Below are 21,854 nucleotides of genomic sequence, written 5' to 3'. Positions count from 1 at the left end.
AGCAAGAACGCCCTAACTAAAGGCTCCACTTGTAAATGAATTTCTGATGGTCACCGGGTTGGATGCCACCCTTAACAGTGCTTGGATCGACATGGCACGAATGCAGGAAAGCATTGGAAGTCGCTTCCCCGATTCCATAACCCGGCGGCATCTCGCTGACGATGTCGCAAGCCGTCAATGTCCCGTCTGCGGCGAGCGTGCAATTTATCGTTGCCTGACCTTCGGGGCTATTCTCAAAAGCACCGTTCGGATAGATGCCTGCCATTTCATCGGCATCAGGATATGTCCATGACGCATGGGCGTAACGGTCTATCATATCTGGGGTCGTGGCCGTCGGATCGACCGGTTGTGCGGAGGCCGCGCCCGCGCCTATGGCGACGACTGATGCCATAAGACAGATCAAGAGGCGGTTGCGCATTATGTTCCCATCCAAGGTGAAGGGCAGGGTGTGGCAATATCTTGCCTGGGTCAAGTCAGTCGTACGGGAAGTGCTCGTCCTCGTAGGCCTGGATCAATTCCGTCAAGGCCTGCAACTCATCGCCTTCGGGCGAACCTGGTGCGGCACCCGTGAGTTTATCGAGTCTCTTGAGGGCGTCCTGATACTCGGCCTCTGTCCTTAGAAATTCATATTGCATGTTATGGGGTCCGCCGACGGTCCGTGCCCGTTGCCTTCTCTAAAGTCCCTTAACGATCCCCTCAACCATCTTCTTGGCATCGCCGAACAGCATCATGGTATTGTCTTTAAAGAACAGCTCATTCTCAACCCCGGCATAGCCCGCGCTCATCCCGCGCTTGATAAACAGGATCGTCCGGGCCTTTTCGACTTCCAGGATCGGCATGCCGAAGATGGCCGAGGTCGGGTCGGTCTTGGCGGCGGGGTTGGTCACGTCGTTGGCGCCGATCACGAAGGCGACGTCGGCGGTGGCGAATTCCGAGTTGATGTCTTCCAGTTCGAAGACCTCGTCATAGGGCACATTGGCTTCGGCCAGCAGCACGTTCATATGGCCGGGCATGCGGCCGGCGACGGGATGGATGGCGTATTTGACCTCGACGCCTTCTTCCTTCAGCTTGTCGGCCATTTCGCGCAGGGCGTGCTGGGCCTGGGCGACGGCCATGCCGTAGCCGGGGACGATGATGACCTTCGAGGCGTTCTTCATGATGAAGGCGGCGTCGTCGGCCGAGCCTTGTTTGACCGGGCGGGTTTCGACCTTGCCCGAGCCGGCAGCAGCGCTGTCCCCGCCGAAGCCGCCCATGATGACGCTGAAGAAGTTGCGGTTCATGCCCTTGCACATGATGTAGCTCAGGATGGCGCCGGAGGAACCGACGAGGGCGCCGGTGATGATCAGCGCGATGTTTTCCAGGGTGAAGCCGAGCGCCGCCGCAGCCCAGCCGGAATAGGAGTTGAGCATGGAGACGACAACGGGCATGTCGGCGCCGCCGATCGGGATGATTAGCGTAATGCCGAGGACCAGGGCGATCAGGAAGATGCCCCAGAAGGCCCAGGTGGCGAGGCCACCGGTGGCGATCAGGATGCCGATCAGCACAACGACGGCAACGCCGAGCGCGATATTGAGGGCGTGCCGCATGGGCAGGATGATCGGCGCGCCCGACATATTGCCGTTGAGCTTGGCAAAGGCGATGACCGAGCCGGTAAAGGTGATGGCACCGATGGCGCAACCCAAAGACAGCTCGATGATCGACTGCGTCTTGATGCCGTCCAGGCCATTATCGATACCGAAGGCGCGCGGAGCATAGAGTGCGCCAATAGCGACCATGCAGGCGGCCATACCGACCAGGGAGTGAAAGGCGGCAACCAGTTGCGGCATGGAGGTCATGGAAACCTTCTGCGCGATGGTCATGCCGGCGATCCCGCCGACGGCGATGCCGCACAGGATGATGACGATGGTGGTCGGGTCGAGATCGCCCTTGAAGAAGAGCGACAGCAGGGTGACGCCGACGGCGATGGCCATGCCGATCATGCCGTAGAGATTGCCCTGACGGCTGGTTTCCGGGCTCGACAGGCCGCGCAGGGCCAGGATGAAGAGGACGCCCGAGACAAGATAGGCGAGGGCGGCGATGCTGGCGAAATCCATTTTACTTGCTCCCCTCGGCCTTAACCGGCTTGTCTTTTTTCTTGTACATAGCCAGCATGCGGCGCGTGACCATGAAACCGCCAAAGATATTGACGGCGGCCAGGGCCGAAGCGATACCGCCCGCGCCCTTGGAAACCCAGGCACCGAGGCCCATGCCTTGCGCACTGGCGGCCGCGGCGATCAGGGCGCCGACGATAATGACCGAGGAAATGGCGTTGGTCACGGCCATCAAAGGCGTGTGCAGGGCCGGTGTCACGCTCCACACGACATAGTAACCGACGAAGATGGCCAGGACGAAGATGGCCAGGCGGAAGATGGTAGGATCAACGGCTTCCATAGTTTTTCCTCTTGATCGGGGCGGTCGAGAAGGCCGCGCTGGCCAGGCGGATCAGGCCCTGGTCGTTATATTCGAAGGTTTCCGCGACGATGTGGCTCGATTGGTTACGATAGACCAGGGTGTGGCCCTGGGCGCCGACGCAGTTGGCGACCGGCTCGTATTTCAGATTGGGCACGCGCGGCAAGGTGTCGGAAACGTATTTGTAAAAGGCCTGGATGTCGGTCAGGACGCCGCGCTCCGACAGGCCGAGCTTGGCGACGAAGGGCGACATGAAGACCAGATTGTCGGCATAGAGATCGCAAATGGCGCGCGGATCGTGGCTGTTCCACGCGGCGTACCAATGCGTCGCCTGCTGTTCGTAATCGACGGCTGTGCGGGCCATTCAGGCGCCCTTCAGATTGGGATGGACGACGGCGCCGCCATGGGTGACCAAGGCTGCCTTGAGGATTTCATCCTCGGCGTCGGGCGCCAGATTGCCGTCCTTGTCGATCAGCAGGCCGACAAAGGCCTGCAGGTTGCGGGCGTAAAGAGCAGACGCGTCGGCGGCGATCGAAGCCGTAATATTGCTGAGGCCGATGATCTTGACGCCGTTGACGTCGACCACCTTGTCGGCGACGCAGCCTTCGACATTGCCGCCCTGGGGCGCCGCCAGGTCGATCAGGATCGAGCCGGGCTTCATGCTGGCGACCTGTTCTTTGGTCACCAGGATCGGCGCGGCGCGGCCAGGGATCAGGGCCGTGGTGATGACGATATCCTGCTTGGCGATGTGGGTCGAAGTCAGGGCCGCCTGCTTGGCCTTGTATTCGGCCGACATTTCCTTGGCGTAACCGCCGGCGGTTTGGGCGTTCTTGAACTCCTCGTCCTCGACGGCGAGGAACTTGGCGCCCAGGCTTTCGACCTGTTCCTTGGTGGCCGGCCGCACATCGGTAGCGGTGACGACAGCGCCCAATCGGCGGGCGGTGGCGATGGCTTGCAGGCCGGCGACGCCGACGCCCATGATAAAGGCCTTGGCAGGCGCGACCGTGCCGGCGGCCGTCATCATCATCGGGAAGGCCTTGCCAAACGCATTGGCGGCTTCGATAACGGCCCGATAGCCGGCGAGATTGGCCTGGGACGACAGCACGTCCATAACCTGGGCGCGGGTGATGCGGGGGACGAATTCCATGGCATAGGCCGAGGCGCCCTTGGCGGCCAGGGCGTTCAGCGTATCTTTCTCACGGTAGGCGTCGAGCATGGCGACAACGATGGCGCCGGCCTTCAACGCCGCGATCTCGTCCTTGGCCGGGCCGCGCACCTTCAACACGATGTCGGCGTCTTTCAGCGTGTCCTTGACCGATTTGGTGAGGGTCGCGCCTGCGGTGGCAAAGGCATCGTCGGTGATCGAGGCGCCAAGGCCGGCGCCCGCTTGAACGTTGACCTTGTGGCCGGCGGCGGTCCACTTCTTGACGGTATCGGGAGTCGCGGCGACACGGGTTTCGCCCGGCGTCTGTTCGGACGTAATGGCAAGGATCAAGCCCAAGATGTTTTCCCTCCAACCTGGTAGCTTTGGTAACGACTAGAGTCGTKTGTTTGTTCTCGTCTTGTTATGGGGAAAACACAGGCAAGTCAAAGCCTGCCTACGCGATATCTGGTATCGCCAAAGGTTACGAGGGCTGAACTAGGACTTTTGCCAGGCCGCTTCGACCAAAGGCAGGAGGCCTTCGAGATCCGCCGGCGTTGTCAGAGTCACGGTAGATTTCAACCGTTCGGACCAGGTGTCCTTACGTGCCAGCGCCAAGCGCGCATCGGATTCGGGAGCGATCGCCAAACCCAACATGGCCTTACCGCCACGTAACGGCTTCATCGCAGCAAATTGCACGGCGCGCGACCAGGCGGTGAAACCCTTGCGCTGGGTAGGGATCACGTCCGCGATATCCTGGATCAGCGCTTCGAAGGCGATGAGGATAGCGGTCGACCCTGCGTCCTTCCACAACTCGCCGCGCTGAAAAGCCGGGTCTTCCCACATGTCGGGTTCGGGATTGACAGCGTTGATGATCTGACCGGCGCGGATCATGCTCATGCCGTAGGTGGCCTTAAGCCAAGCCTCTTGCTTGCGCCGCTCAGTCTCGGGACAGTCGCGGCGGACGATCTCGACCCAGGCGTCGAGCGGACGGCCGGTGTCACGCTCGAGGCTAGCCTTGACCGAAGCGAACCATTTCTGTTGGCGTTCCGTGAGATTGGCGGCCATCGTCACACGCCCTGAAAATGGCTTAGTGGGAAGCGCCAGGCTTCTTTTTCAACATCAGGAAACCGAGAACCGAAACTACGATCGCGGCGATGGCGGCGGTCATGAAGCCCAGCTTGGTGCAGGTCAGGATGACCAGGAAGATCAGGACCGTCGCGATATGCAGGCTGCACCACTTGGTCAGGCTGGCGAACAGCTCGTAGGAATGCTGATGCTGATGGATGTCCATCTCGCCATGGACATAGTGGTCGTTGGAATGATCGTGATGGTCGGCCATGGGAGGTCCTTGGAGGAGATTAGGCTTCGGTTCTTACAAAAGGCAGGTGATTTGGTCAATCGGCGTTTTAGAGCAAGGCCTCGAACGCATCAATGAGACCTTCCAAGCGGGCACAACCCATCTTCCAGAACGCCTTGTCGCGCGGATTCATGCCGAACGGGGCCAGGGCGTCGACATAGGTCCTGGTGCCGCCGGCCGCCAACAAGGCCTGATAATCCGGCGTGAAGGCTTCGGGGTTTTCGCGGCGCTTTTCCATCAGGGCCGAGACCAGAAGGTCGCCGAAGGCGTAGGCATAGACATAGAAGGGCGAATTGATGAAGTGGCCGACATAGGACCACCACACTTCGTAGCCGTCATTGAGCTTGATCGCCGGCCCGAGGCTGGCGCCCATGACGTCCATCCAGATGGCGTTGATCTGGTCGACCGAGACCTCGCCTTCCATACGGGCGGCATGGAACTTTTCCTCGAAGCGGTGGAACGCAATCTGGCGAATGACCGTATTCAGGCCGTCCTCGATCTTGCCGGCCAGAAGCGCCTTCTTTTCTTCCAGCGACGCCTTGGCGACCAGGTGCTCGAAGACCAGGCCTTCGGCGAAGATCGACGCTGTTTCAGCCAGGGTCAGGGGCGTATCGGCCAGGATCGAGCCCAGGGGCTGACACAGGGTCTGGTGCACGGCATGACCTAGTTCGTGGGCCAGGGTCAGGACCTCACGGCGATCGCCGCTGAAGTTCAGCAGGACATAGGGATGGCGATTGGCGGTGACCGGGTGAGCGAAGGCGCCCGAGGTCTTGCCGGGACGCGGCGCGGCGTCGATCCACGGCTTGTCGAAAAAGACCTGGACGCGATTTTCGAATTCGGGGCCCATCTGACGGAAGCTGGCCAGGACGATCTCCTTGGCTTCTTCCCAGCTATAGTTGCGCTGCACGTCCTGGGTGAGGGGGGCATTGCGATCCCAGAAGTCGAGCTGTTTGCGGCCCATCAGGCGCGCCTTCAAGGCGTAATAACGGTGCGACAGGCTGCTGTACGACTCACCGACGGCATCGGCCATGGCGTCGACGGCGTCCTTATCGACCTCGTTGGCCAGGTGGCGGGAGGCGGCGGGATCTTCATATTTGCGCCAGCGGTCCTCAACCTGCTTCTCGAAGGCCAGGGTATTGAGCGACAGGGCGAGAACCGGGGCGACCTCTTTCAGGGCAGCGGTCAAGCCGGTGGCCGCGGCCTTGCGCACGGCGGCCTGCGGCGCCGACAATCGCGTTAGCGCCTCATTGAGCGTCAGCGATTCCTTGCCGACCTTGGCGCGCATCCGCGACAGGGTCTCGTCGAACAGGCGCGTCCACTGCCCGACGGCCGGCATGCGTTCCAACATCAGACGCTCGAGATCCGGCGACAATTCATGCGGACGCGAGGCGCGCACCCGGCGCAACCACGGCCGCCACTTGCCGGCCTTGGGCGTCGCCTTGAGGGCTTGCTCGATTTCCCAATCTTCCAGCTTGTTCAGTTCCAGACTGAGAAACAGGCTGTCAGCGGAGATCATCGCCGCCTGGGTGCCGAGATCGGACTGCAGCTTGGAGATCACCGGGTTTTCGCGGTCGATGGCCGACGACAGGCCGGCATAGGCCAAGGCGCCGCCGATATCGTCCATGGCCTTTTCATAAAGGCCGGCGGCTTGATCGATCAACAGGCCAAGGCGTTCGGCATTGCCGCGCGCCGACAAGAAGGCGCCCTGCAATTTGGCGAGCTCCTTGATGTGCGAAGCACCGCGCTCGAAGTCCTGGGCGATTTTGGGATCGTCGGCGCCGTTATACAGGTCGGTCAAATCCCAAATAGGGAGCTTTGTGGCGGAATCTAAAGGCATGTCTGTCATGGCGAGGGGCATAACGAAAAAGAGGTTGGAAATCTAGAAGGTTTTCGTGTTTTCGCCTCAATCCCTTGGCAGGCCCAGTGCTACCACCGCCCCGAGCAACAGGCAGAAACCCCAGTTTGCCCGTATTGATCATATGGCGTGCGGAAACGGCACATTAACTGTCTCTCTCAACGGGATTTTCACCCTGAACCCGTAAGGTTGTCTCAAAATAAGCCGAAGTCCGCAAAAACTGGGCATGGCAATCAGAATGATGATGGGTGTTACATGGCTAAAACGATCCTGATCTGCGACGATGATCCGACGCAGCGTCGCCTGATACAGGCTGTCCTCGAGCGCGAAGGCTTTTCGGTCATGCACGCCGAAAACGGCGCGCAGGCCTATGAACGACTCACGCAGTCTCAGGGCATAGACGCGGTCATTCTCGACCTCGTCATGCCGGGGCAATCAGGCATCGATACCCTGAAGGAGTTGCGCGCCGCCGGCATCCGTACCCCGGTCGTCGTCCTGACGGCCTCCGGCGGTATCGATACGGTCGTCAAGGCCATGCAGGCCGGAGCCCAGGACTTCTTCATCAAACCGGCATCGCCCGAACGTATCCTGGTCAGCGTCCGCAACGCCCTGCAAATGGGCGATCTGTCGGCCGAAGTGGCCCGCCTGCAAAAACGCACCACCAACCGCACCTCGTTCGATGACCTGATCGGCACTTCGGCTGCCATGAGCATCGTCCGCCGCCTCGGCGAACGCGCCGCCCGGTCCTCCATCCCCGTCCTGATCCTCGGTGAAAGCGGTGTCGGCAAGGAGCTGATCGCCCGCGCCATCCAGGGCTCCAGCGAACGCGCCGGCAAGCCCTTCGTCGCCGTCAATTGCGGCGCCCTGCCGGAGAACCTGGTCGAATCCATCCTGTTCGGTCACGAAAAGGGTTCCTTCACCGGCGCCTCGGACAAACATCTGGGCAAGTTCCAGGAAGCCAGCGGCGGCACTCTGTTTCTCGATGAGGTCGGCGAACTGCCCCTCGACATGCAGGTCAAGCTGCTGCGCGCCCTTCAGGAAGGCGAGATCGATCCGGTCGGCTCCAAACGCCCGGTCAAGGTCGACGTCCGCATCATTTCTGCGACCAACCGTAACCTGGCCGACCAGGTCAAGGCCGGCCGCTTCCGCGAGGATCTGTTTTACCGCCTGAACGTCTTCCCGATCGAGGCGCCGTCCCTGCGCGATCGCCGCGAGGACGTGCCGGCCCTGATCGACCATTTCATCCGCCGTTTCAATGTCGAAGAAGGCAAGCGCGTTTCCGGCGTCTCCGCCGAAGCCATGCAGATGCTGTCGGCCCATGATTGGCCGGGCAATGTCCGCCAGCTCGAAAACACAGTCTATCGCGCCATCGTGCTCAGCGACAGTCCGCATCTGCAGGCCTTCGATTTCCCGGCGATCAGCGGTCAAACGGCGCCGCTGATGGCGTCCGACACGCCCCGTCCGATCGCAGTGGCCGTGGAAGAGCATCACGACGCCATGACGGCCCTGCACGATGCGCCGGTGCGCATCCTCGACGACGCAGGTCACCTGCGCAAGCTGGAAGACATCGAACGCGACCTGATCGAACATGCCATCGGCGTCTATGCCGGTCATATGTCGGAAGTGGCGCGCCGCCTCGGTATCGGGCGTTCGACCCTGTACCGCAAGGTCCGCGATTGCGGCCTGGAAGGCCTCGTCAAAGAGGCGGGGTGAGGCTGGGCTTGGTCAACCCGCTCACAATCTCGGCCTGTAACCGTGCAACAGCGTTGGGCGTCAGATCGTAGATGCCTGCGATCAGGGCGCCGGCGAAGGCAAGGCCGGCCGGCACCAGTCCCATCATCAGGCGAATATTCTCGAGCAAACCGGCCGATGGTGCGGCATTGGCCGTATAGCCCTGCGACGACAGCGCCCAGCCGATCAGCGCCGCGGCGACGGCGGCGCCGATCTTTTTGCCGAAATTGATCATGGAATAGGTCATGGCTGTGGCGCGATGGCCGGTCTTCCACGCGTTGAAATCGGCGACATCGGCGTACATGGCGAAGGTGATGGTGGAGACGGTGCCCAGAGCCGTGCCGGTAACGACCTGCAGGATGAAGATGGTCATCAGTTGTGCCTGCGGCACATAATAGAGGCCAAGGCTAGCGCAGCCCAGTAAGGCCAGCATGACGGCGATCAGGACGGGCCGCGACATCAGGCGGGTCAGTAGCATGGTGGCGGCGGAACCGGCGGCCAGGCCCAGGCTGAACGACATGGCGAAACTGGTCACCAGTTCGGGACGGCCGATATAGTATTTCATGTAGTAGGGTGTCGCCGCCATGTGCAGGGTGAAAGCCACCATGACGACCGAACCCAGGGCGAACAGGACCACCCATGGGCGGTTGGAGAACAGGTCGGCGATATCGCTCAGCGGATTTTTGCGCGGCGTCGAATCCTGAGAAAAGCGCTCTTCCGTGTGGAGGAAGAGGTTGACGAAAATGGCGATGAGGACGACGCCGTAAACCGTCATGGCGAACTGCCAGCCGAGCGCTTCCTTGCCCGGACCGGTGAAGGCCACCAGTTTTGGCGTCAGCCATGTGATGAAGACAGCCGACAGGAAGGCGCCGCCAAAGCGCAAGCTCATCATGATTTCGCGCTGGCGTGATTCCGGTGTGATGACGCCGGACAGAGCGTTATAAGCGACATTGCCGGCCGTATAGACCAGATTGAGAAGGATGACGCTGACATAGACGGCGATCAGCTTGAAGTTTTGTGGCACATCGGCGACAGAAAAGGCGAGGATGCCGGCGGCGGCCAGAGGCACGGCCAACCATAGGAACCACGGACGATAGCGGCCGTACTGGGTTTGGGTACGATCGGCAAAGGCGCCGAAGGCGGGTTCGGCGATGGCGCTGATCAGGCGCATGGTAATCAGGAGCGCCCCGACGGCGGCCGGATGAACGCCGACGACGTCAGTCAGGTAGATCATAAAAAACGCTGTCAGCGGCGCCCAGTAGAGATTGAAACCGCAATCCCCCAAACCGTAGCTGATAGTTTCCAGGACACCGACGGGCTCGTAAGCGTGAAGGGCGGTTTTATCGCTCGAAGAAGACGTCATGGCCGGTGTCCGGAAACCGGGCAGGTACGCGCCCGTTATCCGCACATTCTTGCGTGACCCGGTTAATGAAACTGTAAGGCGAACGATTTTACAGACGAAAGCGTTGCATTATCATGTTTTACAAATGTTATGACGAAAAAAGATTATAAATTTCAGCGATTTACCGTTGTATAACCTTGGTATGACGCAATTATCGTCGTGGAATGGATTGAAATCGCTAGCGTTTTCACAGATCGCAACCTAATGTCCGAAGCATAATATCAGTCTCGGAGGCCCACCTTGAATCCCAGTTCTTTTAACCGCCGAACCCTTCTTGCCGGAACAGCGGCCTTCGCGGTCATGGCCGGCAGCGCGTCTGCCGCGCCCGGCGATCTGCAGCTGTTTGTCGGCACCTATACGTCGGATATGGGCATGGGTATCTTTCCGCTGAGCTACGATGCCGCCGGAGACACCTGGACAGGCGGGCGGGCCTTATATGCTATTGAGAACGTCTCTTTTGGCGCCTACAGCCACCGGGCCGGACGGCACTACCTGGTCGATGAGACCAACAACCTGATCGGCGATTATCGGGTGGACAACGCTGGTGTTTGGCACAAGGCAGCCCAGGTTCAGAGTGAAGGCGGCGCGCCATGTTACGTCGCGCTCGATAGCCGTGAAAATTACCTCGCCGTGGCCAATTATATGGGCGGCGATATCGTCGTCTTCCGTCTCGGGGCCGACGGAAAACCTTTGGCGGACCCGATTATCAAGCAAAACCATGGCACTGGCCCCAATGCCGATCGCCAGGAAGGGCCGCACGCCCATTGGGTCCAGTTCGCGCCCGATCAAAAGGCCATCTACAGCGTCGATCTCGGTACGGATCAATTGCTGGGCTATAGTTTCGACCCGGCCACTGGCGCGGTGGGCGACAGCTTTACCGCCTTCCAGGCGCCGCCAGGTTCCGGACCGCGCCATCTCGCCTTTCATCCAAATGGTGAAATTGCCTATCTTATCAGCGAGTTAAGCAATCAAATCTTCGTCCTGCGCCGGCATGGCGACGGCAGTTACGGCTCGGCCCAGACGGTCTCCAGCCTGCCGGTCGATTTTGAGGGCAATAGCGCCGCCGCCCATATCTCGCTCAATCGGGCCGGGGACGTACTTTACGTCTCCAATCGCGGCCATAACAGTATCTCGGTCTTTTCGATCGGGCCGGGCGGCGCCCTGACCCTGGTTCAGTCGTCACCGACGCTTGGTGACTGGCCGCGCTTCTTCTGTCTCCTCGAAGACCAGAAGCGACTGCTGGTGGCTCACCAGCGCGGCGGTACCGTGGTCGTCTTCAAGATCAATGACGACGGTACCTTGACACCGACCGGGCAATCGGTCGAGATCCCGCAACCAGTGTTTATCGCGCCGATATAAATCCAGGCAATAGCCTGTATCTTATGGATTTTTTCTGCCAACATACCTGTTGGTATGTTTTTGTCAACGCTTGATCCGTTACAGGTCATGCGTGATATTGCACCATGCAAAATCGCGGTGCCGCAGATCGTGCTGCGGAAGCGCTGGACGACATGGACGGACATAGACTTGCGGCGCGATGCCCAATGCCTCGCACGTGCCGTATCTGAGCCGAACGGCGTGCCGGTATTGATCAGTCGGGACGAAAGCTGTCCTCCATACCGCCGCGACCGTAGTCATCGCGGTCTGACAGGCGTGTATTGTGGCTATGGTTGAAGCCATCGGCCGGCGAGCGTCCGCTTCTCAGGGTACAACCTTTCAGCGTGCTTGGACAGCAGAGTCAAAGCTCAAAATATGTTCGTTTCACCCCATTTATCGAGTGTCCTGCTCGTCTTGTTAGATGTTATAGGGATGGCCAAGCTCGACGCTCTAATCAATCGTTGAATTTACCCCGATCGCCCTTTCATAGGGTTAATGACCGGCCCAGCGTGTCACCGTTATCCACGGCATCAAGAATAACATAATCAACCTATTAGAAAAGCGTGGACAACCGGGCAGGGGCGAAACAGGGTTAATCAACATTGATAAATCGGCCTATTTCAAGAAATCTGTCAGCCAAGTAGAACGGCACCTTTTCGCACATCCCGACCGAGACGCAGGCGGAATTCGGTGCAGAAAACCTATCGCCATTGTTCGTCATTCGGATGTGAAAATGATAGGTGACGACGTCGTCGAAAATCAATCAAGGGATGAATTTGCTCTGTCTCGAAGATTGGCCCAAAGCGGGTTGACGTCGCGCTGGACACCGTTTGGCGGGTATCCTAATCGTGCTTACAATGCTCTTGCGGAGGAACTTGTCTGCCTGCGGCGCAGCGGCCTAGCTGAGGAACCTGGCGCTCATGTCGCGCGTCGTCGCCAGTTCCCGGCCGCCATATTGAAGGGACGGCTCGATCTGGCTGTCTTCATGCCATTCATTGAACGAAACGATCAGGATCCAGTCGGGCCGGGCCGAGATGGCGGCCTGCCACAGGCCGCGATAGAGCTTGCCGTTGTCGCGATCGACGAAGGGGCGCGGCGCGGGGCGGCCGAGAACGAGGTGATCGTCATAGCCCGGCATGACCGTCGCCGTCGTGACGCTCAAACCGGCCTGGCATTTGACCCAGCTGTCATAGAACTGCCGCCGCCATAGCCAGGCAAAGGGATGGTTTTGCGCCAGATAGAAGGCCATGTCGTAGATATGGATGCCGTCGAACAGCGGCGCGCGTTCGGCGATCTGTTTTCGGCCGTTGCCGGTGGCGATAACGGCCAGTCGCCCCGGCGCCTTGGCATCAATGATTGCCCGCGCCTGTTTCCACCCGTTGAGCCCGACGGTTTGCAGGACACGATCATAAAGGAAGATGACGGGTTTGCCGTTAAGCTTCAGCCACGCCGGATGGCCGCCATAGGCCTCGAGGAGATAGAGGCAGGCGTCGGCGAGGGCTTGAGGCGAGGTGACATTCTCGACATAGGCGGTGATCACCAAACCGGCCATAGCTGCCTTGTCCAGCAAGGGTTTCAACTGTTGATCGGTACGGTCGCCCTGACCCCACCACGAACAGATCAGGCCGGTGATCCCGGCGCCCTTGGCCTCCGCAACATGGCGATCGATAGCGGCTGGATCGAGACTGTCATAGGTGCCCGCCGTCGGGAAATCCRGCGAGTCCGCCAGGGTCTTGCTGGCCGGGTTTGGCGATTGCCAATGGCTGCCCGGACCGTACCAGCCATAATAGAAGGCGAGGACCTGTTTCGCCGGCCGCGCCGCTGCCAGCGTCCGCAAAGGCCATGCCAGTACGGTCGCGGCGGCCGAAAGCAGGGAGCGGCGCGCGATCCCGGTCACCGTGGCCCAGCCTTTTGCGTTCTATCGCTCATGCCGCGATCATGAGGGCTCGCCGGGCTTGCGTCCAGCCCGCTCTTTGGTCTTCTTGCGGATTTCCTTGAGCTTCAGGCCTTGCCGTAGCGACAGTGTGCCATTCATGGCGCCCTTATCCGGATCGGCAAAGGCGCGGCCATAGGTCTTGACCCGCTCGGACACGCCTTCGATAAATTCGCTTTCCCATTCGGACAGGTCGACGCCCTGTTCGGCCGCTTCCTGTCGCGCCTTTTCCAGCGCACGCAGGGTCGCCTTCTGCAAGGCCTTTTGCGCGGCCTTGCGCTGGTCGGCGGGGGAGGGTGGTTTGGCGCTGAAACCGGCGCCCGGCTTCATCGCACCCTTGGTTTGCAAGGGCTTGCTACGCTGTAGACTCTTGGGGAGCCCCTTGGATGGCGTCTTGGATTTGAACGCCATGGCCCGGTCTCCGCGGCGCTTACATGCCGATGGCGGACATGTACAGGTCGAGCAGAGCTTCTTCTTCGTCGCGCTTGACCTTGTCCTTCTTGCGGATCGACACGACCTTGCGCAGAATCTTGACGTCGAAGCCTTCGCCCTTGGCCTCGGCATAGACTTCCTTCATGTCGGCCATGATGACGGCCTTGTCTTCTTCAAGGCGTTCGATGCGCTCGATAATGGTGCGCAGGCGGGTCTGAGCGGCGCCAGTGATGACATCGGTCGAGGAAATGGAGGCGGCGTCGTCGGCCATGGTACGGATATCCTGAAAAATGGGTAGCCTTAACCATAGACAAAGCGATTCGAGACCTCAAGCCGTGCTTGAGGATAAGTCCGGATCGTCTGTGGATTAAAGAACGCCCGCAGCGACCAAAGCCGGGCGCAAGGTCGTGGGCGTATCGAACAGGTGGGTGACGAATCCTGCGGTCTTGGCGCCGGCGATATTGGCGGCGCTGTCGTCGGTAAAGAAGATTTCGCCGGGCGCCACACCCAGACGCCTGACCGTCAGATCGAAAATTTCCGGCTCGGGCTTGCTCATCTTTTCGTCACCCGAGATGATGATGTCCTTGAACCAGCTGAAGACCGGGCTCTTGGAAAAGACCATGGCGGCCTTTTCCTGCGGCATGTTGGTCAGGCCGTACATATTGACGTCCTTGGCGTGCAGCTCTTCGATGACCGCGATCGTTTCCGGGATCAGGTCGCCCAGCATCTCTTCGAAGCGCTCGTCGAACGCCAGGATCTCGTCGTGGAAATCGGGGTGGGCGATCAGCCGGTCCTTGCGATTTTCGGCGAAAGTGACGCCGGCATCGTGCTTCATATGCCATTCCATCGGCGCCACGGTATCGAGGAAATAGGCGCGGCGGGCGGGATCCGTAATCAGCTTGTCATAGAGGTTTTCGCGGCTCCAGTTGATGATGACATTGCCGACATCGAACAAAACAGCCTTGATCACAGTAACCTCCGAATAGGATTTTATACCAAGCCGAGATGACAATGACTCATCGCGCTTGGCAAGGGCGACCGCCCGTCGCCGCCGATGCGGCGAGCCATGCGGCGGTTGAGCTGAAAAAATTGAACACGAAAAAACGCTTAAAGCGCTGCCGCTTTAAGCGTTGATTGTGACACTACGTCAAGCCGCAAAGCGGCCGGAACCAGATTAACCCTGCTTCGCCTTGAAGCGCGGGTCGGTCTTGTTGATGACGTAGACGACGCCCTTGCGGCGCACAACTTTACAATCGCGATGGCGACCCTTGAGCGACTTGAGCGAGCTGCGGACTTTCATGGTTTTCACCCGATCTTTAAAATGGCGTTTCAAAGCTGAGCCAGGGCAACCAGAACCGGTCGCACGCATGGGCCAACTTCGTTAGAGGGCGGGTATCTAGGGGAGCGGCCCGAAATTGTCAACGCCGATAAAGTGCATTTTCACGCAAAGGCGGATAATTCTTGGTCTTGGCGCACATTTTGTTGAGCGTGCGTGGCCTTTAAGCTCTTGGAAAGCCAAACGCAATCAGGTTAGTATCAATTGTTGCCAAGAACGGAATCCCCATGCGCCTGCGATATTTGAGCCTGTTTGCCCTGCTGAGCGCTTGCGCCAGTTCCGAAACGCAGGAGATGGCACAGGTGCCGCCCGCACCGGTCACCGGGGCACCGGTCACCACTGCACCGGCTGCGCCGGCCGCTGACGCCGCCCAGGCCTCGGCTGCCTCCAGTTCCGCCACCTCTTCCGTGGCCGCGGCAACGCCGGCCCCCGTCGCGCCACCGATCGTCTATGCCAATTTCGATCAGTGGAAGGCCAATTTCGTCCAGAAAGCGGCGTCGCGCGGCTTCGATCCCGTTTTCGCCAGCCAGATGCTGGACGGCGTTCAACCCCTGGCCACCGTCACCGCCTCCGATTCGCAGCAACCCGAATTTTCCAAGCCGATCAGCGCCTATATCCGCCAGGCCGTGACACCGGCGCGGTTCTCGGCCGCGCACGATCGCCTGGCCGCCAATACGAATGTGTCATCGATCGTAGCGACCTATGGCGTCCCTTCGGCGCTTCTGGGCGGCATCTGGACCATGGAAAGCGACCTCGGACGCGTCCAGGGCAATATAGATGTCGTCTCGGCCTTCGCGACGCTGGCTTATAACGGTCGTCGCCGCGTCTGGGCCGAAGACGAACTGATCGCCTGCCTGACCATATTGCAACAGGGCAAGCTGAGCCGCGACACCCTGCGCGGCTCCTGGGCCGGCGCCATGGGCCAGACCCAGTTCCTGCCCGACAACTATTTGACGCTCGGTGTCGACGGCGATCACGACGGCAAGGTAGATATCTGGAATTCCGATTCGGACGCGCTGGCATCGTCCGCCAATCTTCTGGCCAAGGCCGGCTGGAAGCCCGGCGAAGAATGGGCCGTCGAGGTCGTCCTGCCGGCCGGATTCGACTATTATCTCTCCGAAACCAAGCAACTGACCCCAGCCGGCTGGGCCGCGCTCGGCCTGCGCCGCGCCGACAACGGATCGTGGCCGGCGGCGGAAGCCAATGAAAACGCCACCTTACTCCTGCCTTCGGGCGCCAAGGGTCCGGCTTTCCTGGCCTTGCCCAACCACTATGTCATCCGCAAATACAACAATTCGACCGCCTATGCCCTGGCGGTCGGCCTGATCGCCGACGGCATAGCGGGCAAGCCCGGCGTCGTAGCAACATGGCCGACCGAGCAGCCGCTCAGCCTCGATCAGCGCATGAAGTCGCAGCAAGCCCTGAAAGCCGCCGGCTTCGATCCCGGCCCGATCGACGGCGTCATCGGCTTCGGCACGCGTCAGGCGATTCGCGACTGGCAACGCTCCAAGGGCATGATTGCCGACGGCTATCTCAGCTACGATCTGGCCAACACCTTTGTCGGCCTGGTAAACGCGACATCGCCGCAATCCTGATTGTGGTGAAAATTTACGGTTAAAGCGCCCGTAAAGGCGCGCGAGGAAACCCGCCCTTAATGATTAACGGCGATACTGGCCGCCTTAATCAAGGCTTGGGTGCTTTCCTCTTATGTTTCAAATTATCGGTATCGTCCTGTTGTTCGGCGCGGTGTTCGGCAGCTATCTCATGTCGGGCGGCAATCTGGCGCCGGTCATTGAGGCCGCGCCGCACGAACTGATGTGTATTGCCGGGGCGGCCATCGCGGCAACCCTGGTGGGCAACAGCCTGACGACCATCAAGGGCCTGGCCGGCGGTTTCGGCAAGATCTTCGGCGGTTCGAAGTGGAAGGCGTCCGACTATAAGGACCTGCTCTCCCTGCTGTTCCTGCTGACCAAGACGATGAAGTCGAAGGGTGTCATCGCCCTGGAAAGCCACATCGAAAAGCCGCATGATTCGTCGATCTTCAAGCGCTTCCCCAAGATCTGCAAAGACCACTTCGCCACCGACTTCATCTGCGACACATTGCGCATGATGACCATGAACCTCGAAGACCCGCACCAGGTCGAGGACGCCATGGAAACCCAACTCGAAAAGCACCACCACGAAGCCCACATGCCGGCCCACGCCCTGCAAAGCATGGCCGACGCCCTGCCGGCTCTCGGCATCGTCGCCGCCGTTCTGGGCGTTATCAAGACCATGGGCTCGATCACCGAGCCGCCGGAAATCCTCGGCGCCATGATCGGCGGCGCCCTGGTCGGTACATTCATGGGCGTCTTCCTGGCCTATGGCCTGGTCGGACCGTTCGCCACGCGCCTCGGCGCCGTGGTCGACGAAGAAGGAGCCTTCTACAAGATCATCCAGTCGGTCCTGGTCGCTCACCTGCACGGCAATGCGGCGCAGATCTCGGTCGAAATCGGCCGCGGCAGCATCCCGTCGGAAGCTCAACCGTCCTTCCTGCAGATGGAAGAAGCGCTCAACAATATTCCCGCTGAGGCTGCGTAAAGTCTGCCGTGTGATCCGGGCTTTCACCGCTCAGGCGATCACAAAAAATGTCGTTCCTGACGTGCCCGATCACGGCCGATCACGTTTTTTGCCGTGATTTAACCGGTTAAAAGTCTATCTCTGGTACGTTTCAGCTCGAAATACCCCCTAATTGACGAAAAATGGTCTGTTTTGCACAGGGGCGATCACAGTTTTGTGAAATATCCACTTGCGAGACTCGGCCGACTCCGCTATGAATCAGGTCGTGGGCACGGGTCACCGTTCTTTGCCCTCTAAACGTTAGAAACAAGGATCTGATCCATGACCTCCAAAATCGTCCGTACGGCTCTGATCGCCGCTGCCGCCGTCGCCGCTCTGTCGGTTGCCGCTTGCACCCCGAAGGCCTCCGACACCACGTCGGCTGAACCCACCACCGAAGTTCCGGCCGACGCCTCCGGCGCCGCCATGGACTCGGCCGCTGCTGCCGACGCTTCGGCTTCGCCGGCTGCTGCCGTTGCCTCGTCCTGATCATTCGCCCATTCGGGCATTTGATTTGAAGAGAGGGCTGCCGTAAGGTGGCCCTCTTTTTTATTGTCTCGCACCTTTTGTCTCGCACCTCAGGGAATTCCACATGACCGCCAAGATTGCCACCGCCAAAGTCACTCGTATTGCCCTTATCGCCGTCGCCGCCGTGGCGACCCTGTCGATCGCCGCCTGTAAGCCCAAGACCAGCGACGAAGTGCCGGCCGCGTCCGCCGCGGCGCCTGAAGCGCCGGTTGAAGCCTCGGCCACCATGGATTCGATGGCCGCTGTCGACGCCGCTATCGCCGCTTCGCCGACCGCGACGACGGTTGCCGCCGGCGGCTCGTCCGGCTCGGCGCCAGCCGTCCAATAGAACCCAACGAAGCCTGTTTCCGGAGGGCCGTGCTTGCGCGGCCCTCTTTTTTATGGCTTGACCACGTCATGACGCCGCAAAGCCATCCAGGCACCGATCCTGAGCTCTATTTTGCCGAAGACGGCGCGCCGCGCTCGGGCCGCTTCGGCGACATCTATTATTCCCTTCAGGACGGTCTGGCCGAGTCACGAGCGGTCTTCCTCGACGGCTGCCATCTGCCACAGGCCTGGGCCGGCCGGCGCGATTTTACCGTCCTGGAACTGGGCTTCGGCACAGGGCTGAATATCGCCGCCTTGATCCAGCTTTGGGCCGGCGCCAGGCCCGCAAACGGCCATCTTCATATCTTTTCCATCGAAGGCTTCCTGATGAACGCCGCCGAAGCCGGTCAGGCCCTGTCGGCGTGGCCGGAGCTGGCTGAGGTCACCGCGGCCATTCTCGAACAGTGGCCCAAGGCTCGCCGCGGTTTCGCCTATATGGACTTCCCGCGGTGGGGCGTCAGCCTGACCCTGGCCCTGACGGACGTGCGTCAAGCCCTGGCGGCGTGGGACGGGCAGGCCGACGCCATCTTCCTCGACGGCTTTTCGCCGGCCCTTAACCCCGACATGTGGGCGGACGACGTCCTGGCCCTGGTGGCCGAAAAGGCGCGGGCAGGGGCGCGGCTGGCGACCTTTACCGTCGCCGGCTTCGTCCGTCGCGGCCTGCAGGCGGCCGGCTTCACGGTCGCGAAGATGCCGGGCTTCGGCCGCAAGCGTGAGCGTCTTGAGGCGGTCTATGCCAGTGAGGGCGATACCGCCCCGGCGCGGCCGCAAAAGATCGCCATTATCGGCGCCGGGATTGCCGGCTGCGCCCTGGCGCATCAGGCGCGCCTCCTTGGGATCGAGGCCGACATTTTCGATGCCGACGGCCCGGGCAGCGGCGCCTCCGGCAATGTCGCCGCCCTGATGACGCCGCGCCTGGACGCCGGCGATAACGAGATTTCCGCCCTGTTCGCCGATGCCTTCGCCTATGCCGGCGCGATCTATCGCCGGCTTTGTCCGGACGCCATCCTGGGGGAGGGCGTCCAGCAATGCGAAATGACGCCCAAGGACTCTTCGCGCTTCGCCCGCATCGTGGCTCAGGCCGGGTTTGCCGCCGCTGATCTCAGCCTGTTCAAGGCGGGCGATGCCGCGGATATGCCCGAGGCCGTCGGCATCACCCTCGAAACTGCCCTGTGGCTGCGCCCGGCGGCAGTCCTGCGGACCCTGCTTGGCGACACAGCCGTTATCCGGCAGACCTTTGCATCTTTCGACAACGGCACGCTTATCACGGCCACAGGCGAGCGTTTTCCGGGCTATGACGCCGTCGTCATCGCCTGCGGCGAGGGCATATTCGATCTCGCCGACTATCGCGCCCGTTACGACCTGCGCGCCGTCCGCGGCCAGGTCGAAGTCGTGGCCACCGGGCAACCCTTACGCAGCGCCCTAAGCTGGGGCGGCTATGCCATTCCGCTCGATGGCGGCTTTATTTTCGGCGCCACCCACGAACGCGACGACCGTGGCAGCGAGGTCCGCGAAGCCGATCGTACACGCAATCTCGACAGTCTGGCCCGCGCCATGCCGGGGCGTGCCGCCGCCATCGCCCACGGTCCGTTCCAATCGCGCGCTTCGGTACGCGTCATGACACGCGACTATCTGCCCGTGGTGGGCCAAATCGGCGACGGCATCTACGCCCTGACCGGCCTTGGCGCCCGTGGATTTTGCCTGGCGGCACTGCTGGCCAAGGCCTTGCTGACCCAGATAGGCAGCATGCCTTCGCCCTTGCCGATGGCGGCGAAAAAAATATTGCGGCCGGACCGTCTGATTGGGGCTTAAGCAGCGTATAATTCTCGACAAGGCTGAAATATTTTCCGGCGAATCCGGGCATGTTTTGAACGAAATGCGCGCGCCAAATAACTAACCCGATAGCTAACGAGTCAACCAATAGGATAACAGGCCAGTTCATCGTCCGTTCATGTCGCATTCAGCTTGCTGGGCGTAGCCTGATATCACCATATAAAAGGGATGATTGCCATGAAAGTCGCCGCACTCTTAGCCTCCGTGATCGTCGCCGGCGCCGGTGCCGCGCTGCTGGTCGCCTGCACGACGACCGCACCGGCCGATGGCCAATCCGCCGCCTATAACGAGAACCGCCACAAGTGTTTCGACCCGTCAAATGTGCGCAACTTCATGAGCGTCGACGACCATACCATGGTCATCACCTCCGGCTGGAACGAAGCCTATGAGCTGAAGCTCGGGCCGGCCTGTTTCGGCCTCGACACCAGCGCCATGATCGGCATACGTTCACGCACCGGCGTCGGCGACATTTGCGGCCCCTTCGACGCCGATATCCTCTATAGCGATCTGGGTGACCGTCACCCGCAATCCTGCAGCATTACCGCCGTCCGTCACCTGACGGGCGAGGAAGCCGCGCCCTATGTCACGGCCAAAAAACGACAATAATGGGAGTTTGACGATGACGAAAAAAACAATCCTGGCCGGCACGATTGCCGGCAGCCTCCTGGCCGCCGGCCTGGTCGTAACGGCACTCTCAGGCGCCTTTTCCGGGGCCCAGGCCGAGCCGGCCCGCGATCCCGACCCTCGCGATGCCCCCGCGCCCGACAAGATGGCGCCGCGCTGCCTCGACGGCCATCACGTCGGCCGTATCCACGTCGTCGACAGCCATACCCTGCTGGTCTATGACGACTTTCAAAACGGCTATAAGCTGGATATCTCCGGGCCATGCACGACCATGACCGACATGTCGCACATCGGTTTCGAATTTAACGGATCCGATCAGATTTGCCGGGCCCACGACGCCTTCATCCTGCACTCGGAGATGAATGAGGCGCCGCTCAAATGTATCATCAATGGCGTTCAGCCGCTGACGCGTACTGAAGCCGCAGCACTCGATGAAGGATAAGGCCATGACTCGCTCTGTAAAAACTTTTGCCAAAACCTTTACAGGTATTGCCTTGATCGCCGCCGGCGCCTTTGCCGCCCTGGCCGCCAGCCAGACCCTGGCAGGCAGCGACGACACGCGCGACAACGGTGACCGCGCCCGGCGCGCCTGCGTATCGGCGCCGCTTGACGACACGCAGATTCTCGATGACTCGACCCTGTTGGTCACCGATTATCACGGCAATGCCGCGCTGATCAAAATGAACGGCCGTTGCCTGCAAAAGAACGAGGCCATCGGCATCAAATATTACGGCAGCAGCCAGATATGCGATCCGGTCGACGTCGATATTACCGGCAGCGTGGCGACCAATATCCCGCAACATTGCTTCATCAGTTCGGTGACCCCGATTAGCGAGGACCAGGCCAAGGCCTATCTCGCCGCGCGCTAAGACGGGCGTCCTACGCCGTTA

General features: G+C 60.7%; 25 protein-coding genes. 10 read left to right on the top strand and 15 right to left on the bottom strand.

Annotation, left to right across the window (positions count from 1 at the left end):
* Positions 1–16: 16 nt before the first annotated feature.
* The 9 genes from AC1DX3_RS03355 to AC1DX3_RS03315 form a co-directional block, all read right to left on the bottom strand.
* Complete coding sequence (locus tag AC1DX3_RS03355) at positions 17–418, bottom strand: hypothetical protein (protein ID WP_476987813.1); 402 nt, start codon at positions 416–418, stop codon at positions 17–19.
* 55 nt (positions 419–473) lie between these two features.
* Positions 474–635, bottom strand: coding sequence for a transcriptional regulator (locus AC1DX3_RS03350; RefSeq protein ID WP_476987812.1), 162 nt, complete (start codon positions 633–635; stop codon positions 474–476).
* 39 nt (positions 636–674) lie between these two features.
* On the bottom strand, positions 675–2,093 hold the full coding sequence (locus AC1DX3_RS03345) for an NAD(P)(+) transhydrogenase (Re/Si-specific) subunit beta (protein WP_476987811.1): 1,419 nt from the start codon (positions 2,091–2,093) through the stop codon (positions 675–677).
* Position 2,094: 1 nt separating this feature from the next.
* Positions 2,095–2,430: an NAD(P) transhydrogenase subunit alpha part 2 gene (locus tag AC1DX3_RS03340; RefSeq protein WP_476987810.1), complete on the bottom strand. Its 336-nt coding sequence runs from the start codon at positions 2,428–2,430 to the stop codon at positions 2,095–2,097.
* On the bottom strand, positions 2,417–2,812 hold the full coding sequence (locus AC1DX3_RS03335) for a nuclear transport factor 2 family protein (protein WP_476987809.1): 396 nt from the start codon (positions 2,810–2,812) through the stop codon (positions 2,417–2,419). The genes AC1DX3_RS03340 and AC1DX3_RS03335 overlap by 14 nt, the downstream gene beginning before the upstream one ends.
* Complete coding sequence (locus AC1DX3_RS03330) at positions 2,813–3,949, bottom strand: Re/Si-specific NAD(P)(+) transhydrogenase subunit alpha (RefSeq protein WP_476987808.1); 1,137 nt, start codon at positions 3,947–3,949, stop codon at positions 2,813–2,815.
* A 138-nt stretch (positions 3,950–4,087) separates the two neighbouring features.
* Positions 4,088–4,657 carry a DUF4287 domain-containing protein gene (locus tag AC1DX3_RS03325; protein ID WP_476987807.1) on the bottom strand — a complete coding sequence of 190 codons (570 nt, stop codon included), beginning with the start codon at positions 4,655–4,657 and terminating at the stop codon, positions 4,088–4,090.
* 22 nt (positions 4,658–4,679) lie between these two features.
* The gene (locus tag AC1DX3_RS03320; protein ID WP_476987806.1) at positions 4,680–4,931 is read right to left on the bottom strand and encodes an aa3-type cytochrome c oxidase subunit IV; all 252 of its coding nucleotides are present in this window, start codon (positions 4,929–4,931) and stop codon (positions 4,680–4,682) included.
* Positions 4,932–4,998: 67 nt separating this feature from the next.
* Positions 4,999–6,786 (bottom strand): M3 family oligoendopeptidase, encoded by a 1,788-nt coding sequence (locus AC1DX3_RS03315; RefSeq protein ID WP_476987805.1) that lies wholly within the window; start codon positions 6,784–6,786, stop codon positions 4,999–5,001.
* Positions 6,787–7,059: 273 nt separating this feature from the next.
* Between AC1DX3_RS03315 and AC1DX3_RS03310 the strand changes: the two genes are divergently transcribed.
* The gene (locus AC1DX3_RS03310) at positions 7,060–8,517 is read left to right on the top strand and encodes a sigma-54-dependent transcriptional regulator (RefSeq protein ID WP_476987804.1); all 1,458 of its coding nucleotides are present in this window, start codon (positions 7,060–7,062) and stop codon (positions 8,515–8,517) included.
* Here the strand turns inward: AC1DX3_RS03310 and AC1DX3_RS03305 are convergent.
* Entirely contained in the window at positions 8,501–9,898 is a 1,398-nt protein-coding gene (locus tag AC1DX3_RS03305) for an MFS transporter (RefSeq protein ID WP_476987803.1), read from the bottom strand. The genes AC1DX3_RS03310 and AC1DX3_RS03305 overlap by 17 nt on opposite strands.
* 279 nt (positions 9,899–10,177) lie before the next feature.
* On the opposite strand from AC1DX3_RS03305, the gene AC1DX3_RS03300 reads away from it, so the two are divergent.
* Entirely contained in the window at positions 10,178–11,296 is a 1,119-nt protein-coding gene (locus AC1DX3_RS03300) for a lactonase family protein (protein WP_476987802.1), read from the top strand.
* Between the two features lie 916 nt (positions 11,297–12,212).
* Here AC1DX3_RS03300 and AC1DX3_RS03295 read toward each other — a convergent pair.
* The 5 genes from AC1DX3_RS03295 to ykgO form a co-directional block, all read right to left on the bottom strand.
* Positions 12,213–13,211: a glycoside hydrolase family 71/99 protein gene (locus AC1DX3_RS03295; RefSeq protein WP_476987801.1), complete on the bottom strand. Its 999-nt coding sequence runs from the start codon at positions 13,209–13,211 to the stop codon at positions 12,213–12,215.
* Positions 13,212–13,250: 39 nt separating this feature from the next.
* Entirely contained in the window at positions 13,251–13,658 is a 408-nt protein-coding gene (locus AC1DX3_RS03290; RefSeq protein WP_476987800.1) for a hypothetical protein, read from the bottom strand.
* Positions 13,659–13,677: 19 nt separating this feature from the next.
* A complete protein-coding gene (gene gapR, locus AC1DX3_RS03285; RefSeq protein WP_476987799.1) occupies positions 13,678–13,950 on the bottom strand; it encodes a nucleoid-associated protein GapR in 273 nt (90 codons plus the stop codon).
* A gap of 96 nt (positions 13,951–14,046) precedes the next feature.
* Positions 14,047–14,649 carry an HAD family hydrolase gene (locus AC1DX3_RS03280; RefSeq protein ID WP_476987798.1) on the bottom strand — a complete coding sequence of 201 codons (603 nt, stop codon included), beginning with the start codon at positions 14,647–14,649 and terminating at the stop codon, positions 14,047–14,049.
* 204 nt (positions 14,650–14,853) lie between these two features.
* Entirely contained in the window at positions 14,854–14,979 is a 126-nt protein-coding gene (gene ykgO / locus AC1DX3_RS03275; RefSeq protein ID WP_168044709.1) for a type B 50S ribosomal protein L36, read from the bottom strand.
* Positions 14,980–15,242: 263 nt separating this feature from the next.
* Between ykgO and AC1DX3_RS03270 the strand changes: the two genes are divergently transcribed.
* From AC1DX3_RS03270 to AC1DX3_RS03235, 8 genes are all read left to right on the top strand, one after another.
* Positions 15,243–16,610 carry a lytic murein transglycosylase gene (locus AC1DX3_RS03270; RefSeq protein WP_476987797.1) on the top strand — a complete coding sequence of 456 codons (1,368 nt, stop codon included), beginning with the start codon at positions 15,243–15,245 and terminating at the stop codon, positions 16,608–16,610.
* A gap of 112 nt (positions 16,611–16,722) precedes the next feature.
* Positions 16,723–17,595 (top strand): flagellar motor stator protein MotA, encoded by an 873-nt coding sequence (motA, locus tag AC1DX3_RS03265; protein WP_476987796.1) that lies wholly within the window; start codon positions 16,723–16,725, stop codon positions 17,593–17,595.
* Positions 17,596–17,895: 300 nt separating this feature from the next.
* Positions 17,896–18,102 (top strand): hypothetical protein, encoded by a 207-nt coding sequence (locus AC1DX3_RS03260; RefSeq protein ID WP_476987795.1) that lies wholly within the window; start codon positions 17,896–17,898, stop codon positions 18,100–18,102.
* A 103-nt stretch (positions 18,103–18,205) separates the two neighbouring features.
* A complete protein-coding gene (locus AC1DX3_RS03255; RefSeq protein WP_476987794.1) occupies positions 18,206–18,469 on the top strand; it encodes a hypothetical protein in 264 nt (87 codons plus the stop codon).
* Positions 18,470–18,537: 68 nt separating this feature from the next.
* The gene (mnmC2, locus tag AC1DX3_RS03250) at positions 18,538–20,319 is read left to right on the top strand and encodes a tRNA (5-methylaminomethyl-2-thiouridine)(34)-methyltransferase MnmC2 (RefSeq protein WP_476987793.1); all 1,782 of its coding nucleotides are present in this window, start codon (positions 18,538–18,540) and stop codon (positions 20,317–20,319) included.
* 198 nt (positions 20,320–20,517) lie between these two features.
* Positions 20,518–20,946 carry a DUF6491 family protein gene (locus AC1DX3_RS03245; protein ID WP_476987792.1) on the top strand — a complete coding sequence of 143 codons (429 nt, stop codon included), beginning with the start codon at positions 20,518–20,520 and terminating at the stop codon, positions 20,944–20,946.
* A 13-nt stretch (positions 20,947–20,959) separates the two neighbouring features.
* On the top strand, positions 20,960–21,406 hold the full coding sequence (locus AC1DX3_RS03240; RefSeq protein WP_476987791.1) for a DUF6491 family protein: 447 nt from the start codon (positions 20,960–20,962) through the stop codon (positions 21,404–21,406).
* A 4-nt stretch (positions 21,407–21,410) separates the two neighbouring features.
* On the top strand, positions 21,411–21,833 hold the full coding sequence (locus AC1DX3_RS03235) for a DUF6491 family protein (RefSeq protein WP_476987790.1): 423 nt from the start codon (positions 21,411–21,413) through the stop codon (positions 21,831–21,833).
* The last annotated feature ends 21 nt before the right edge of the window (positions 21,834–21,854 follow it).

It is taken from the genome of Asticcacaulis sp. P2_B1, assembly GCF_056404915.1.
This window is presented reverse-complemented; position numbering and strand designations above follow the sequence as displayed.

Excerpts from the sequence above, each read along its gene's own strand:
- AC1DX3_RS03340 (WP_476987810.1), bottom strand. The coding sequence starts at position 2,430 with ATGGAAGCCGTTGATCCTACCATCTTCCGCCTGGCCATCTTCGTCCTG.
- AC1DX3_RS03305 (WP_476987803.1), bottom strand. The coding sequence starts at position 9,898 with ATGACGTCTTCTTCGAGCGATAAAACCGCCCTTCACGCTTACGAGCCC.
- AC1DX3_RS03270 (WP_476987797.1), top strand. The coding sequence starts at position 15,243 with ATGCGCCTGCGATATTTGAGCCTGTTTGCCCTGCTGAGCGCTTGCGCC.
- AC1DX3_RS03255 (WP_476987794.1), top strand. The coding sequence starts at position 18,206 with ATGACCGCCAAGATTGCCACCGCCAAAGTCACTCGTATTGCCCTTATC.
- ykgO (WP_168044709.1), bottom strand. The coding sequence starts at position 14,979 with ATGAAAGTCCGCAGCTCGCTCAAGTCGCTCAAGGGTCGCCATCGCGAT.
- AC1DX3_RS03240 (WP_476987791.1), top strand. The coding sequence starts at position 20,960 with ATGACGAAAAAAACAATCCTGGCCGGCACGATTGCCGGCAGCCTCCTG.
- AC1DX3_RS03235 (WP_476987790.1), top strand. The coding sequence starts at position 21,411 with ATGACTCGCTCTGTAAAAACTTTTGCCAAAACCTTTACAGGTATTGCC.
- gapR (WP_476987799.1), bottom strand. The coding sequence starts at position 13,950 with ATGGCCGACGACGCCGCCTCCATTTCCTCGACCGATGTCATCACTGGC.
- AC1DX3_RS03245 (WP_476987792.1), top strand. The coding sequence starts at position 20,518 with ATGAAAGTCGCCGCACTCTTAGCCTCCGTGATCGTCGCCGGCGCCGGT.
- AC1DX3_RS03355 (WP_476987813.1), bottom strand. The coding sequence starts at position 418 with ATGCGCAACCGCCTCTTGATCTGTCTTATGGCATCAGTCGTCGCCATA.
- motA (WP_476987796.1), top strand. The coding sequence starts at position 16,723 with ATGTTTCAAATTATCGGTATCGTCCTGTTGTTCGGCGCGGTGTTCGGC.
- AC1DX3_RS03315 (WP_476987805.1), bottom strand. The coding sequence starts at position 6,786 with ATGCCTTTAGATTCCGCCACAAAGCTCCCTATTTGGGATTTGACCGAC.
- AC1DX3_RS03350 (WP_476987812.1), bottom strand. The coding sequence starts at position 635 with ATGCAATATGAATTTCTAAGGACAGAGGCCGAGTATCAGGACGCCCTC.
- AC1DX3_RS03320 (WP_476987806.1), bottom strand. The coding sequence starts at position 4,931 with ATGGCCGACCATCACGATCATTCCAACGACCACTATGTCCATGGCGAG.
- AC1DX3_RS03335 (WP_476987809.1), bottom strand. The coding sequence starts at position 2,812 with ATGGCCCGCACAGCCGTCGATTACGAACAGCAGGCGACGCATTGGTAC.
- AC1DX3_RS03260 (WP_476987795.1), top strand. The coding sequence starts at position 17,896 with ATGACCTCCAAAATCGTCCGTACGGCTCTGATCGCCGCTGCCGCCGTC.
- AC1DX3_RS03345 (WP_476987811.1), bottom strand. The coding sequence starts at position 2,093 with ATGGATTTCGCCAGCATCGCCGCCCTCGCCTATCTTGTCTCGGGCGTC.
- AC1DX3_RS03325 (WP_476987807.1), bottom strand. The coding sequence starts at position 4,657 with ATGGCCGCCAATCTCACGGAACGCCAACAGAAATGGTTCGCTTCGGTC.
- AC1DX3_RS03290 (WP_476987800.1), bottom strand. The coding sequence starts at position 13,658 with ATGGCGTTCAAATCCAAGACGCCATCCAAGGGGCTCCCCAAGAGTCTA.
- AC1DX3_RS03310 (WP_476987804.1), top strand. The coding sequence starts at position 7,060 with ATGGCTAAAACGATCCTGATCTGCGACGATGATCCGACGCAGCGTCGC.
- mnmC2 (WP_476987793.1), top strand. The coding sequence starts at position 18,538 with ATGACGCCGCAAAGCCATCCAGGCACCGATCCTGAGCTCTATTTTGCC.